The organism is Legionella waltersii (assembly GCF_001468085.1).
GTDB classification, from domain to species: domain Bacteria; phylum Pseudomonadota; class Gammaproteobacteria; order Legionellales; family Legionellaceae; genus Legionella; species Legionella waltersii.
The window spans coordinates 1-15,261 of sequence record NZ_LNZB01000016.1; the positions used below are offsets into that span (position 1 = coordinate 1).

Below are 15,261 nucleotides of genomic sequence, written 5' to 3' on the forward strand. Positions count from 1 at the left end.
ACTTGCATGCACCAATCGCGATGGATGAAGGCTTACGTTTTGCCATTAGAGAAGGCGGACGTACAGTAGGTGCCGGTGTTGTTGCTAAGATTATTGAGTAAGTAAAGGGTAACTGTGTTGGCACAAGACAACTAGGTTTTGTGCCAAATAATATAGGCCAGTAGCTCAATTGGCAGAGTGGCGGTCTCCAAAACCGCAGGTTGGGGGTTCGATTCCCTCCTGGCCTGCCAACTACAAAGTAGATATGAATAGTTCAAGTGAAAATCAAGGTAAGTTAAAAGATTTATCCTGCTGGTTCGCAATTATAGTTGCTACAGCAGCGGCTTTCTTTTGTACCTATTATTATTCCTTTTCAGGTCCAATTCAGGCTTTAATTTGGTTAATATGGTTTGTCGTGGTGTTGATGTTTACATATATGACGACCGTAGGAAAACAATTATTTGAATTTGCACAGGAAGCAAAGGCGGAATTGTTAAAAGTAGTATGGCCAAATAGGCAGGAAACAGTTCAGACAACTACGATTGTCATGGTTATGGTGGGAGTAACAGGATTTATTCTATGGGGGATAGATTCTATTATGATGTGGGCAATTGCTAAGTTAACGCATTTAGGGTGAATATTGTGGAAGAGCTCAAGACAAAGCAATGGTACGTAGTACATGCCTATTCCGGATATGAAAATTTTGTAATGCGTGAAATTCAATCTCGCGCAAAGCATCATAACCTAGAAGATAAAATAGGTGAGGTTGTAGTACCCTCCGAAGAAGTCGTTGAAATGCGATCAGGTCAAAAGAGAAAAAGTACAAGAAAATTCTTTCCAGGCTATGTTCTTGTGCATATGGTTATGGATGATCAAACTTGGCATATGGTACGAGCTATACCAAGAGTTCTTGGCTTTATCGGTGGTACAAGTCAAACACCAACACCGATATCTGACAAAGAAGCTCAAGCCATTATGCAACGAGTAGAAGATGGTGTTACTAAGCCAAGACCAAAAATCCTATTCGAACCAGGAGAGGTTATCAGAGTTAAGGAAGGACCATTTGTAGATTTCAATGGAGTAGTTGAAGAAGTTAATTATGAGAAAAATAGACTGAGAGTTGCTGTTCTCATTTTTGGTCGATCAACACCAGTAGAACTTGAATTTAGTCAAGTTGAAAAGACTTAATCTGAAAGAGGATAAGTAAACCATTTTGTGAACCGGGGAGCTGGATGATTTAGAGTCTCTCTAAATGAACTAGCGTTTAACCCATAAGGAGTAAACATGGCAAAAAAAGTAGAAGCGTATATAAAATTACAGATTCCTGCTGGAAAAGCTAATCCAAGTCCACCAGTAGGACCAGCTTTAGGTCAACGTGGTGTTAACATCATGGAATTCTGTAAAGCATTTAATGCGGCGACACAACAGCTAGAGCAGGGTCTACCCATACCTGTTGTAATCACTGTATATACAGACCGTAGCTTTACATTCATCACTAAAACACCCCCAGCTTCAGTTCTATTGAAGAAGGCTGCAGGAATACAAAGTGGAAGTGGTACACCTAATACCAAGAAAGTAGCTAAACTTCATGTCAGCAAATTAGAAGAAATTGCTAAATTGAAAGAGCCTGATTTAACTGCAGCAGATCTTAAAGCAGCTGTTAGAAGCATTGCTGGTACTGCTCGTAGTATGGGTATTGACGTTGAAGGTTTGGAATAAGGGGTTACCATGTCTAAATTAACTAAAAAGCAAAAAAACATAGCAAAGGTTGTTAAACCTAATTATTTATATACTGTGCAAGAAGCTGTTACTTTACTGAAACAGTTCGCTTCAGCTAAGTTTCGTGAGAGTTTAGATATAAGCGTTAATCTTGGTGTAGATCCACGTAAATCAGATCAAGTAGTGCGATCTTCAACTAATCTTCCTAAAGGTACAGGAAAAACAGTACGTGTTGCTGTATTTGCTCAAGGTGATAATGCTGCCAAAGCAACTGCTGCTGGAGCAGACATTGTTGGTTTTGAAGATCTAGCCGAAAAAATAAAAGCTGGTGAAATGAACTTCGACGTTGTTATTGCAACACCGGATGCGATGCGAATTGTAGGTCAATTAGGTCAGGTTTTAGGTCCAAGGGGTTTAATGCCTAATCCAAAGGTTGGAACAGTAACAACTAACGTAGAATCTGCTGTTAAAGATGCTAAATCAGGACAAGTGCGTTATAGAACTGATAAAAATGGTATCATTCATTGTTCTGTTGGTAAGGCTGATTTTGCACCTGAAGATGTACTCGAAAACATTATTGCACTGTTGAATGATCTTAAAAAGGCTAAACCAGCATCAGCAAAAGGACAGTACTTAAAGAAAATATCAATTTCAACAACAATGGGCCCTGGATTACCTATTGATATTTCATCAATACCTGTGTAAGATATTCACCCATTTCAAGAATTCACGGCATAGATTAGGTTCCATGCCGTCGAAGACCGCAGGTGCGAAAGCTTAATTTCCTGCGCAGACGGTGAACCGGCTCCTGTATAAAGAGACGGCCACCATAACTGTCAGATCCTTAGGGTTTGTCAAATTAGGAGGTCAGTAACGTGACATTAAATTTAGCTGCAAAAAAAGCCGTTGTTGAGGAGGTAACAGCAGTTGCATCCAAGGCTATTTCGGCAGTAGTTGCTGATTATCGTGGGTTAACTGTTAATCAAATGACTCAATTGCGTAGCCAAGCTCGTAAAAACGGTGTCTATATTAGAGTTGTGAGAAACACACTAACACGAAGAGCATTTAAAAACACTGAGTTCGAGTGTCTAAATGATCTACTTGTAGGTCCAGTGTTTATAGCACTATCAATGGATGCACCAAGCGACGCTGCTCGGTTACTCAAAGAATATACTAAAACTTTTGAAAAGCTTGAAGTAAAAGCTCTATCTGTAGGCGGTAAAGTATACAGCGCTAATCAAATTGACGCTGTTGCTAGCTTACCAACCAAAGATGAAGCGATAGCTAAGTTGATGTATGTAATGAAAGCACCAATTGAGAAATTTGTACGTACATTAGCTGAGCCACACGCTAAACTAGTTAGAACGTTGGCTGCAGTTAAGGACAAGAAGGCAGGAAGTCCAAGTTAATCATTTAAACAAATTAATATTAGGAGCTAGTAATGGCTGTTTCAAAAAATGAAATCTTAGAAACAATTTCAAACATGTCAGTAATGGAAGTTGTTGAGTTAATAGAAGCAATGGAAGAGAAATTCAATGTTTCGGCTGCGGCTGCTGCTGTTGCTGTAGCTGCTCCAGCTGCTTCTGCTGCTGCAGCTGCTGAAGAGCAAACAGAGTTCACAATTGTTATGACCAGTTTTGGTGCAAACAAAGTCAACGTAATTAAAGCAATCAGAAACATCACTGGTCTTGGACTTAAAGAAGCTAAAGATCTAGTTGAAGGTGCACCAGCTACTGTTAAAGAAGGTGTATCTAAAGATGAAGCTGCTAGCATTAAGAAAGAGCTTGAAGAAGCTGGCGCTACAGTAGAAGTTAAATAATTAAGACATCGCAGTATATTTAAACCCAGCCATGTTTTCATGGCTGGGTTTACGTGTTTGAAAAGTTACCATTAATTTACAGAGGAACCACCATGGCAGTTGCAGAAGCTAAACCTCAATATTCGCATGCTGAGAAAAAACGATTTCGCAAAAGCTTTGGAAAGCAGACTGATATAATGCCTATACCAAATCTGCTTGAAATTCAACTGAAATCCTACAGAGATTTTTTGCAGACTGAGTCAAAGTTAAGTGAACAACTTAACACAGGTTTACATGCAGCCTTTTCCTCTGTGTTTCCTATCGATAGTTTTTCAGGTAATGCAAGATTAGAATATGTTGGTTACAGATTGGGAGAGCCTGCATTTGATGTACGAGAATGTAAATTAAGAGGACTAACCTATTCTGCACCACTAAGGGTTAAAATTAGATTGGTTGTTTTTGATAAAGATGCTAGTGAAGATCCAAAGCCAATTAAAGATATTAGAGAACAAGATGTATTTATGGGGGAAATACCCCTAATGACTGATGTGGGTACTTTTGTCGTTAATGGAACAGAGCGCGTAGTTGTTTCACAACTACACAGATCACCTGGGGTTATATTTGAACACGATAAAGGCAAAACACACTCTTCTGGAAAATTACTGTATTCCGCTCGCATTATTCCCTACCGTGGATCATGGCTAGATTTTGAATTTGATCCGAAAGACTGTGTCTATGTGCGTATAGACAGACGACGCAAATTACCAGTTACTATTCTGCTAAGAGCATTAGGGTATGAAGCTGAAGATATTTTAAATGAGTTCTTTGAAGTAACCAACTGCCACGTTAAAAATGGTGAATATCACATTGATCTAATTCCGCAAAGATTACGTGGTGAAATTGCTTCATTTGATATTCTTGTTCCTGGTACAGGTGAATTAATAGTAGAGCAAGGACGTCGTATTACTGCTAGACATATCAAGCAAATGGAAAAAAGCCAAATGAAGGATTTAGTTGTTCCTAGAGACTATTTGCTAGGAAAGATTTTGGCAAAGAATATTATCGATACCTCTACTGGTGAGTTTATTGCTCAGGCAAACGATGAAATTACTGATGAAATGTTGGATGAGATTGTTAATCATGGCATCTTCCAAATCGACATGATCTATACAAATGACTTGGATCATGGCTCTTACATTTCTGATACACTAAAAGCAGATCCAACGTCATCACAGCTTGAGGCATTGGTTGAAATTTATAGAATGATGCGTCCAGGAGAGCCGCCAACTAAAGAGGCAGCCGAGGCATTATTCAAAAACCTATTTTTTGTTGAAGAGCGTTATGATCTGTCTGCAGTTGGAAGAATGAAATTCAACCGTCGTGTTGGTATTAAAAGTGATGAAGGTCCAGGAACTTTAACAAAAGAAGATATATTATCAGTCATTAAAACATTGATTGATATCAGAAATGGTATCGGTATGGTCGATGATATCGATCACTTGGGCAACCGACGCGTACGTAGTGTTGGCGAGATGACTGAAAACCAATTTAGAGTTGGACTAGTTCGTGTTGAAAGAGCTGTGAAGGAACGATTAAGCTTAGTAGAATCAGAAAGCTTAATGCCACAAGATCTCATCAATGCAAAACCAGTTTCAGCAGCGATAAAAGAATTTTTTGGATCCAGCCAATTATCTCAATTTATGGATCAGGTTAACCCACTCTCTGGCGTAACTCACAAACGTCGTGTTTCTGCATTAGGCCCAGGTGGCTTAACTCGTGAGCGTGCAGGGTTTGAAGTTCGTGACGTTCATACAACACACTATGGTCGAGTATGTCCAATTGAAACACCAGAAGGCCCGAATATTGGTCTAATTAACTCACTTTCAGTGTATGCAAGAACAAATGATTACGGCTTCATTGAGACACCTTGTAGAAAAGTTGTCAATGGACGAGTAACTGATGAAGTTGAATATTTATCAGCTATCGAAGAAGTTGATCAATACATCGCTCAATCAAGTGTAGCTCTTGATGCGAAGGGTAATATACTCGCTGATTTAGTACCCTGCCGCCATCAAAATGAATTTTCATTAACAACTCCAGATAAAATCAATTATATGGATGTGTCACCGAAGCAAATTGTTTCTGTAGCTGCTTCGTTGATTCCTTTCCTTGAGCATGATGACGCGAACCGAGCTCTAATGGGCTCGAACATGCAGCGTCAAGCAGTACCTACTCTAAGATCCGAAAAGCCATTGGTTGGAACGGGAATGGAGAGGATTGTAGCATCCGATTCAGGCGTATCAGTAGTTGCTAAACGTGGAGGTGTAATTGACATAGTTGATGCCTCACGTATTGTTGTACGAGTAAATGATGATGAAACAACAGCTGGCGAAGCTGGGGTCGATATCTATAACCTTACAAAATACTTCCGCTCAAACCAAGATACTTGTATTAATCAAAGACCTATTGTTACAACCGGCGATAGAATACAAAGAGGTGATGTTCTAGCAGATGGTCCATGCACAGACATGGGTGAGCTTGCTTTGGGACAAAATCTATTGGTTGCCTTTATGCCATGGAACGGATACAACTTTGAGGATTCGATTCTAATTTCTGAGCGTATTGTTCATGACGATAGATTTACAACAATCCATATTGAAGAGTTGACTTGTATTGCAAGGGACACCAAATTAGGTACAGAAGAAATTACAGCAGATATTCCTAACGTCGGCGAATCAGCATTATCAAATCTTGATGAATCAGGTGTCGTATATATTGGAGCAGAGGTAAAGGCTGGTGATATCCTTGTAGGAAAAGTAACACCTAAAGGCGAAACTCAACTTACGCCAGAAGAAAAATTACTACGAGCGATCTTTGGTGAAAAGGCTTCAGACGTCAAGGACTCCTCTTTACGTGTTCCTTCAGGAATGAACGGTACGGTTATTGATGTACAAGTTTTCACACGCGATGGTCTAGATAAAGATGCCCGTGCTAAAAGTATTGAAGAAGAGCATTTAGCACGTGTACGGAAAGACTTGATTGATGAGCGCCGTATTAGAGAAGAAGACATATACCACCGAGTTATGAATTTAATTCAGGATAAAGTGGCAACTGGCGGCCCTTCTAGCCTAAAGCCAGGTAGTAAAATTACAGAAGAATACTTGAATAAAATTGATAGAGAAAAATGGTTTGATATCCGTTTAGAGGATGATAACTTAAGCCAACAGCTAGAGCAGTTATCAAAGCAGTTGGATCTTTTAACGAAAGAGATGGAAAAGCGCTTTAATGATAGCCGCAAGAAAATTATTCAGGGTGATGATTTAGCACCAGGGGTATTAAAGATTGTGAAGGTCTATCTTGCTGTTAAGAGAAGAATACAACCCGGTGATAAGATGGCGGGTCGACATGGTAATAAAGGGGTAATATCCATAGTCGTGCCTGTTGAAGACATGCCCCATATGGAAGATGGAACACCAGTAGATATCGTGTTAAACCCACTTGGCGTTCCTTCTCGTATGAATATTGGTCAAGTACTTGAGACTCATTTGGGATTAGCAGCTAAAGGATTGGGTAATAAAATTGCTCAACTTTTAGAAGAAAAGAAATCAGCTTCTGAAGTAAGAACATTCCTGGAAAAAATTTACAATCATGATGGGGTACAGAGAGTTCATCTTAAGAGTTTAAATGATGATGAGCTATTAGTCCTAGCTGACAATTTAAAGCAGGGTGTGCCCATGGCAACACCAGTTTTTGATGGGGCCTCTGAAGAAGAAATAAAAGGAATGTTACAGTTGTCAGGAATGCCATCTGATGGAAAAATGACACTGATAGATGGAAGAACTGGTAATAAATTTGATAACCCTGTAACTGTAGGCTACATGTATATGCTGAAATTAAATCACCTGGTTGATGATAAAATGCACGCACGATCTACAGGTTCATACAGCTTAGTAACTCAACAACCATTAGGCGGTAAAGCACAATTCGGTGGTCAGCGCTTTGGAGAGATGGAAGTATGGGCACTTGAAGCGTATGGTGCAGCATACACATTACAAGAAATGTTGACGGTTAAATCGGATGATGTTGGAGGTCGAACAAAGATCTATAAAAATATTGTCGATGGAGATCATCGTATGGACCCAGGAATGCCTGAGTCATTCAACGTACTGTTGAAGGAAATCAGAGCTCTTGGGATTGATATAGAGTTAGAGCATGAATAACTCTTCAACGAAACATACTGATTAACCCAATTTTTGGAGGCATAGACTTGGCTACTCTAAGCAACGACCCGATAAAGAAAGCACCAGTAATGAGTGATCTACTAGGTATCCTTAAACAACAAGGTCAAACTGAAGAGTTTGACGCGATAAAAATTGCTTTGGCCTCACCAGAGCTAATTCGATCCTGGTCTTATGGCGAAGTCAAAAAACCAGAGACTATAAATTATCGTACATTTAAGCCAGAAAGAGATGGCTTATTTTGTGCTAAAACATTTGGTCCAGTGAAAGATTACGAATGCTTATGCGGTAAGTATAAACGTTTAAAACACCGCGGAGTAATTTGTGAAAAATGCGGAGTTGAACTTGCGTTGGCAAAAGTTAGACGCGAGCGTATGGGGCATATTGAATTAGCGAGTCCTGTAGCGCATATTTGGTTCTTAAAATCACTACCATCCAGAATAGGTTTATTACTGGATATGACTTTAAGAGACATTGAACGCGTTCTGTATTTTGAAGCATTTGTGGTTGTCGACCCCGGCATGACTGAGCTTGAAAGAGGCCAGCTATTAAATGACGAAGCCTATCTTGATGCCATGGAGCAATATGGTGACGAATTTGATGCGAGAATGGGTGCTGAAGCGATTCGTGATTTACTGAGACAAATTGATCTTGATGACGAAATCAGTAGGTTAAGAGAAGAGCTTCCAACAACCAATTCAGAGACGAAAGTTAAGAAAATAACGAAGCGATTAAAACTGCTCGAAGCGTTCTTTGATTCTGGAAATAAACCTGAATGGATGATCATGGATGTGTTGCCAGTTCTTCCACCTGATTTAAGACCATTGGTTCCATTAGATGGTGGACGATTTGCTACATCTGATCTTAATGATTTGTATAGACGTGTTATTAATAGAAATAATCGTTTAAAGCGGTTATTAGATTTAAACGCTCCCGACATTATCGTACGAAATGAAAAACGTATGCTACAAGAGTCAGTTGATGCGCTCTTGGATAATGGTAGACGGGGCCGGGCAATCACCGGTACTAATAAACGTCCGCTTAAATCATTAGCTGATATGATTAAAGGTAAACAGGGACGTTTTCGTCAAAATCTTCTCGGAAAGAGGGTGGATTACTCCGGTCGTTCAGTGATCGTGGTAGGTCCCACGCTTAAGTTGCATCAATGTGGACTGCCAAAAAAGATGGCACTTGAGTTATTTAAACCATTTATTTTTTCTAAATTAGAATTCCGAGGATTGGCCACTACAATTAAAGCGGCTAAGAAAATGGTTGAACGTGAGGAATCAGTAGTTTGGGATATCCTAGATGATGTTATCAGAGAGCATCCAATACTGTTAAACCGAGCACCAACTCTACATAGACTCGGTATTCAAGCATTTGAACCCGTATTAATTGAAGGTAAGGCAATTCAACTGCATCCTCTTGTTTGTACTGCATACAATGCTGACTTCGATGGTGACCAAATGGCTGTGCATGTGCCGCTAACTTTAGAAGCTCAGCTTGAAGCAAGATCTTTAATGATGTCTACAAACAACATTTTATCTCCAGCTAGTGGTGAACCTATTATTGTACCAAGTCAGGACGTGGTTTTAGGTCTGTATTACTTAACTAGAGAAAAGGTAAATGCATTAGGTGAAGGTAAAATATTCGTCAGTGCTCAAGAAGCACAAAATTTTTATGAGTCTGGTCACCTGGATATTCATGCCAAAATAAAAATTCGTATGGCCAAGGAAGATGATTCCAACCAGTTTCATTTAGTTGAAACGACAGTAGGACGCGCAATACTTGCTGATGTTTTACCTAAGGGTATGCCATTTGAATACATTAATCGCACCATGACCAAGAAAGTTATTTCCAAAGTCATTGATGGTTGTTACCGCAAATTTGGTTTAAAAGAAACGGTCATTTTCGCTGATCATCTCATGTATACAGGGTTTAAATATGCGACTCGTTCAGGTGCCTCGATTGGTATAGAGGATATGGAAATTCCTGATGATAAAGCATCTATTATTGAACAAGCAGATAACGAAGTTCGTGAAATTGAATCACAATTCCGTTCAGGTTTAGTAACGAATGGAGAGAGATACAATAAGGTCATAGATATCTGGTCCAGAACCAATGAACTAGTTGCAAAATCGATGATGGCAAAGATTGCTACAGAGGAAGTGACTACTGCTAAAGGTAAAAATGTAAGACAGGAATCATTTAACCCAATATTCATGATGGCTGATTCTGGCGCTAGGGGTTCTGCAGCACAGATAAGACAGCTAGCTGGTATGCGTGGTTTGATGGCAGCTCCGGATGGATCAATTATTGAAACACCTATTACTGCAAACTTCCGCGAAGGTCTTAATGTTTTTCAGTACTTTATTTCTACTCACGGAGCTCGCAAAGGTTTGGCTGATACTGCACTGAAAACAGCAAACTCAGGGTATCTAACAAGACGTCTAGTGGATGTTGCCCAAGACGTAGTTATAACTGAAGATGATTGTGGCGTAGATACTGGTATATTGATGCAACCCTTGATTGAGGGTGGTGATATTGTTGAGCCACTACATGAGCGTGTGCTTGGAAGAGTAGTCGCAGCTGATGTGTATATTCCAACTCAAGATGAACCGGTAGTCAAAGCAGGTACATTACTGGATGAAGATTGGGTAGAAAGATTAGAGAAGCAAGGTGTTGACCAAATCATGGTTCGGTCACCAATTACTTGTCAAACTCGTTATGGTTTATGTGCAAAATGTTATGGTCGTGATCTTGCTAGGGGTCATCTCGTTAATACTGGAGAAGCAGTAGGAATTATTGCAGCACAGTCAATTGGTGAGCCTGGAACACAGTTAACGATGCGGACGTTCCATATTGGAGGTGCTGCATCCAGGGCAACTGCTGCAAACAATATTCAAATCAAAACGAAAGGTGTTATACGCTTACACAACATTAAAACAGTAACCCACGAGAATAAAAACCTAGTCGCTGTTTCACGCTCTGGGGAAGTCACCATTGTTGATGAATTCGGTCGTGAAAGAGAGCGTTATAAAGTACCCTATGGAGCTGTAATTTCTGTTCAAGAAAATTCAAAAGTTGATGCAGGACAAATTATTGCAACATGGGATCCTCATACTCACCCAGTTATATCAGAAGTATCTGGTTATCTAAAATTTGTCGATTTGATAGATGGTATTACTATGAATAGACAAACTGATGAGTTAACTGGACTCAGTAATATTGTAATCACTGACGCAAAACAAAGAAGTTCTGCTGGTCGTGATTTACGTCCAATGGTTAAATTGGTAACCAAAGAAGGTGATGATATCTATTTGTCTGGAACTAACGTTCCTGCTCAATATTACCTTCCAGTAGATGCTATTGTTAATTTCGAAGATGGTAACTTAGTCGGTATTGGCGATGTTATTGCTCGTATTCCTCAAGAGCGTTCTAAAACTCGTGATATTACGGGGGGTCTGCCAAGAGTAGCTGATTTATTTGAAGCTCGTAAACCAAAAGACTCAGCAGTAATGGCGGAAGTTTCTGGTTTAGTAAATTTTGGTAAAGAAACAAAAGGTAAGCGTAGACTAATAATTAATGTTTCCGAAGATCAGTGTCATGAAGAGCTGATTCCAAAATGGAGACATATCTCTGTGTTTGAAGGCGAACATGTGGAACGCGGTGAAATCATTGCCGAAGGTGCTCTAAATCCACATGATATCTTACGATTGTTAGGCGTGGGTGCATTAGCAAACTACATTGTGAATGAAGTTCAAGATGTATACCGACTACAAGGGGTAAAAATTAACGATAAACACATTGAAGTGATTGTTAGACAAATGCTGCGTAAGCGTGTAATCACGTTTGCTGGTGACTCTAAGTTTCTAGTTGGAGAGCAAATAGAAGAAAGCATAATGCTGCAAGAAAATGACAGATTGATAGCTGATGGCAAACAAACAGCAAGAGGTACTCCAATTCTATTAGGTATCACAAAAGCATCATTGGCAACAGAGTCATTTATTTCTGCTGCGTCATTCCAAGAAACAACTAGAGTATTAACCGAAGCAGCGGTTAGCGGTAAAATTGATGAATTACGTGGTTTAAAAGAGAACGTAATGGTAGGTAGACTAATACCAGCTGGTACAGGATACACCTACCATCAAGGGCGAAAGGCAAAGAGAGCAAGGGTATCAGCAAGCGGTGAAGGTGTGGTTTCACACACAGTTACAGCTAGTGATGTTGAGCATGCTTTAAGCGAAGCATTAAATGCAGACCATCATGATCAATAAGATGGATTTAATTTCAGCGGATTTGAACTTGACAAATTCGCTGGAGCTATATAGAATCCGGCCTCTTTATGCATTCAAAATATTTACAAGTGTCAGATCGGAGTTAAGTACAAATGGCTACTATTAATCAGTTAGTAAGAAAGCCTCGTGTGGACGTAAAAAAGAAAAGTAACGTACCAGCACTTGAGTCATGTCCACAAAGACGCGGAGTATGTACACGTGTATATACAACTACACCCAAAAAGCCTAACTCAGCAATGCGTAAGGTTGCTCGTGTACGCTTGACTAATGGATTTGAAGTAACATCCTATATTGGTGGTGAAGGCCATAATCTACAAGAGCACTCTGTTGTTTTAATTAGAGGTGGTCGTGTTAAGGACTTACCTGGTGTGCGCTATCATACCGTTCGTGGAAGTCTGGATACATCTGGGGTTAACGACCGTAAGCAAGGTCGTTCTAAGTATGGTACAAAAAAACCAAAAGATAAAAAATAACTGATTGTAGGAAATTGAAATGCCAAGAAGACGTGAAGTACCAAAACGAGAAATATTACCTGATCCAAAGCACCATAGCGAATTACTAGCTAAGTTTATTAACGTGTTAATGGTAAGTGGTAAGAAATCTACTGCTGAGAAAATTATTTACGGTGCTCTGTCCATTATGGAAGAGCGCGTTAAAAAAGTAAAAAAGAACGATGAAGAAGGTGGAGAGTCTAGCTCAGGTGGAGCTGCAGGATCTGTCTTACGTTATTTTGAAGATGCTTTAGATAATGTTCGTCCTAGTGTTGAAGTACGTTCCCGACGAGTAGGTGGAGCAACTTACCAAGTTCCTGTTGAAGTAAGACACGACAGAAGCATAGCATTAGGTATGCGTTGGATAGTACAAGCCGCCCGTACACGTGGTGAAAAAGGTATGATGCTACGCTTGGCTGGGGAACTAATGGATGCTTACGAAAGCAAGGGTTCAGCAGTTAAGAAACGAGAAGATACACATAAAATGGCAAAAGCTAACCAGGCATTTGCACATTTTAGATGGAACTAAGAGAGAGATAGTCGTGGCAACTACCCCATTGAAACTGTATAGAAATATCGGCATCGCAGCACACGTTGATGCCGGTAAAACTACTACTACTGAACGTGTTCTGTATTACACAGGCATGTCTCATAAAATCGGTGAGGTACATGATGGTGCTGCTACTATGGACTGGATGGTGCAAGAACAAGAACGTGGAATAACCATAACGTCCGCAGCAACAACCTGTTACTGGTCAGGAATGGACAAACAATTTGAGCCACATCGTATCAATATTATTGATACCCCAGGGCACGTTGACTTCATGATTGAAGTAGAGCGTTCTTTACGAGTACTGGATGGTGCAATTGTTGTGTTTGATTCTGTCTCTGGCGTTGAACCACAATCTGAAACTGTGTGGCGACAGGCAAATAAATATGGAGTACCGCGAATCGTATTCGTTAATAAAATGGATAGGATGGGGGCTAATTTTTTAAGAGTAGTCACACAAATCAAGCAAAGACTAGGTTCTAACCCTGTAGTTGTTCAGTTACCTATTGGCGCTGAAGAAGAGTTTGTTGGGGTTATAGACCTCATTAAAATGAAAGCGATTGAATGGGATGAAGAAAATAAAGGAATGACCTTTAGATATCATGATATTCCAGCAGATCTGAAAGATACCTGTGAAGAACATAGAGCGTTGATTATTGAAGCAGCAGCTGAAGACTCAGAAGAGTTGATGGAAAAGTATTTAGAAGGTGTAGAGTTTACTGAAGCTGAAATTAAAAAAGCACTACGCAATCTAACGGTAACAAATAAAATTGTTCCAGTGTTTTGTGGTTCCGCTTTCAAAAATAAAGGTGTACAAGCAGTATTGGATGGTGTAATTGAATACTTACCCTCTCCAACAGACATACCTGATATTCAAGGTGTTGATGAGTATGGAGAAGAAACTCACCGAGCAACTAGCTATGATGCTCCATTCTCTGCACTAGCGTTTAAAATTGCAACAGACCCGTTTGTCGGAACACTTACCTATTTTAGAGCTTATTCAGGCATTCTAAAAAGCGGTGATAGCGTACACAATTCAGTTAAAGATAAGAAAGAACGCATCGGACGTTTACTACAAATGCACGCTAACTCTCGCGAAGAAATTAAAGAAGTGAGAGCTGGAGACATCGCCGCTGCAGTAGGTCTGAAAACAGTAACTACTGGTGATACACTTTGTGATCCAAATCATATAGTAATCCTAGAGCGAATGGACTTTCCGGATCCTGTAATAGCAGTAGCAGTTGAGCCAAGAACTAAAGCTGACCAAGAAAAAATGGGTGTTGCTTTAGGTAAACTTGCGCAAGAAGATCCTTCATTTCGTGTGCATACAGATGAAGAGTCAGGTCAAACAATTATCGAGGGTATGGGAGAACTACACTTAGAGATTATTGTTGATCGGATGAAAAGAGAATTTAATGTTGAAGCAAATGTAGGTAAACCACAAGTAGCCTATCGCGAAACATTAAAGCAATCTATCGAACAAGAAGGCAAATTTGTAAGACAATCTGGCGGACGTGGTCAATATGGACACGTGTGGTTGAAAATTGAACCACAAGAGCCAGGTAAAGGCTATGAATTTATAAATGCTATTGTTGGTGGTGTAATCCCAAAGGAATACATCCCAGCGGTTGACAAGGGTATCCAAGAACAAATGCAAAATGGTGTAATTGCTGGATACCCAGTTGTTGATGTAAAGGTAACCTTGTTTGATGGATCGTTCCACGAAGTGGATTCAAGCGAAATGGCGTTCAAAATTGCCGGTTCACAATGCTTTAAGCAAGGTGCTTTAAAAGCGAAACCAGTTCTGTTAGAACCCATAATGAGCGTAGAAGTCGTAACACCTGAAGATTATATGGGCGATGTTATGGGTGACCTTAACAGACGCAGAGGATTGGTTCAGGGCATGGAAGATTCCCCAGCGGGAAAGATTGTAAGGGCAGAAGTACCACTAGCAGAAATGTTCGGTTACTCAACAGATTTGCGTTCTGCAACACAAGGAAGAGCTACTTACACAATGGAATTTTCTAAGTATGCTGAAGCACCTACAAATATAGCAGAAGCAATTATTAAGAAACAATAAAAGTTAAAGAGGTTATTGACATGGCGAAGGAAAAATTTGAACGTAAGAAGCCACACGTTAATGTGGGAACCATCGGTCACGTAGATCATGGTAAGACAACATTAACAG

At 39.9% G+C, this 15,261-nt stretch carries 13 protein-coding genes and 1 tRNA gene; all 14 read left to right on the forward strand.

The genetic code is table 11. The features are described 5' to 3' along the window. On the forward strand, positions 1–101 hold a 101-nt coding region (locus Lwal_RS16940; RefSeq protein WP_202972552.1), incomplete at its 5' end, for an EF-Tu C-terminal domain-related protein. A 53-nt stretch (positions 102–154) separates the two neighbouring features. Next, positions 155–230, forward strand: a tRNA-Trp gene (locus Lwal_RS04760). Between the two features lie 14 nt (positions 231–244). Then, entirely contained in the window at positions 245–616 is a 372-nt protein-coding gene (gene secE / locus Lwal_RS04765) for a preprotein translocase subunit SecE (protein ID WP_058479780.1), read from the forward strand. A gap of 2 nt (positions 617–618) precedes the next feature. Further along, positions 619–1,167 (forward strand): transcription termination/antitermination protein NusG, encoded by a 549-nt coding sequence (gene nusG / locus Lwal_RS04770; protein WP_193787213.1) that lies wholly within the window; start codon positions 619–621, stop codon positions 1,165–1,167. A gap of 96 nt (positions 1,168–1,263) precedes the next feature. After that, positions 1,264–1,698: a 50S ribosomal protein L11 gene (gene rplK, locus Lwal_RS04775; protein ID WP_058479782.1), complete on the forward strand. Its 435-nt coding sequence runs from the start codon at positions 1,264–1,266 to the stop codon at positions 1,696–1,698. A 9-nt stretch (positions 1,699–1,707) separates the two neighbouring features. After that, a complete protein-coding gene (rplA, locus tag Lwal_RS04780) occupies positions 1,708–2,403 on the forward strand; it encodes a 50S ribosomal protein L1 (RefSeq protein WP_058479783.1) in 696 nt (231 codons plus the stop codon). 170 nt (positions 2,404–2,573) lie between these two features. Further along, entirely contained in the window at positions 2,574–3,107 is a 534-nt protein-coding gene (gene rplJ / locus Lwal_RS04785; RefSeq protein ID WP_058479784.1) for a 50S ribosomal protein L10, read from the forward strand. Between the two features lie 32 nt (positions 3,108–3,139). Continuing rightward, entirely contained in the window at positions 3,140–3,517 is a 378-nt protein-coding gene (gene rplL / locus Lwal_RS04790; protein WP_058479785.1) for a 50S ribosomal protein L7/L12, read from the forward strand. Between the two features lie 92 nt (positions 3,518–3,609). Next, complete coding sequence (gene rpoB, locus Lwal_RS04795) at positions 3,610–7,716, forward strand: DNA-directed RNA polymerase subunit beta (protein ID WP_058479786.1); 4,107 nt, start codon at positions 3,610–3,612, stop codon at positions 7,714–7,716. A gap of 89 nt (positions 7,717–7,805) precedes the next feature. Continuing rightward, a complete protein-coding gene (gene rpoC, locus Lwal_RS04800) occupies positions 7,806–12,011 on the forward strand; it encodes a DNA-directed RNA polymerase subunit beta' (RefSeq protein ID WP_058479787.1) in 4,206 nt (1,401 codons plus the stop codon). A 113-nt stretch (positions 12,012–12,124) separates the two neighbouring features. Next, positions 12,125–12,505 (forward strand): 30S ribosomal protein S12, encoded by a 381-nt coding sequence (rpsL, locus tag Lwal_RS04805; RefSeq protein WP_004450478.1) that lies wholly within the window; start codon positions 12,125–12,127, stop codon positions 12,503–12,505. Positions 12,506–12,524: 19 nt separating this feature from the next. Then, entirely contained in the window at positions 12,525–13,052 is a 528-nt protein-coding gene (gene rpsG, locus Lwal_RS04810) for a 30S ribosomal protein S7 (protein ID WP_058479788.1), read from the forward strand. Then, positions 12,955–15,153, forward strand: a complete 2,199-nt coding sequence (gene fusA / locus Lwal_RS04815; protein WP_231951011.1) for an elongation factor G — start codon at positions 12,955–12,957, stop codon at positions 15,151–15,153. Before rpsG ends, fusA begins: the two co-directional genes overlap by 98 nt. Before the next feature lie 20 nt (positions 15,154–15,173). Next, the coding region (locus tag Lwal_RS16945) for a GTP-binding protein (protein WP_080443257.1) at positions 15,174–15,261 on the forward strand (88 nt) is incomplete at its 3' end.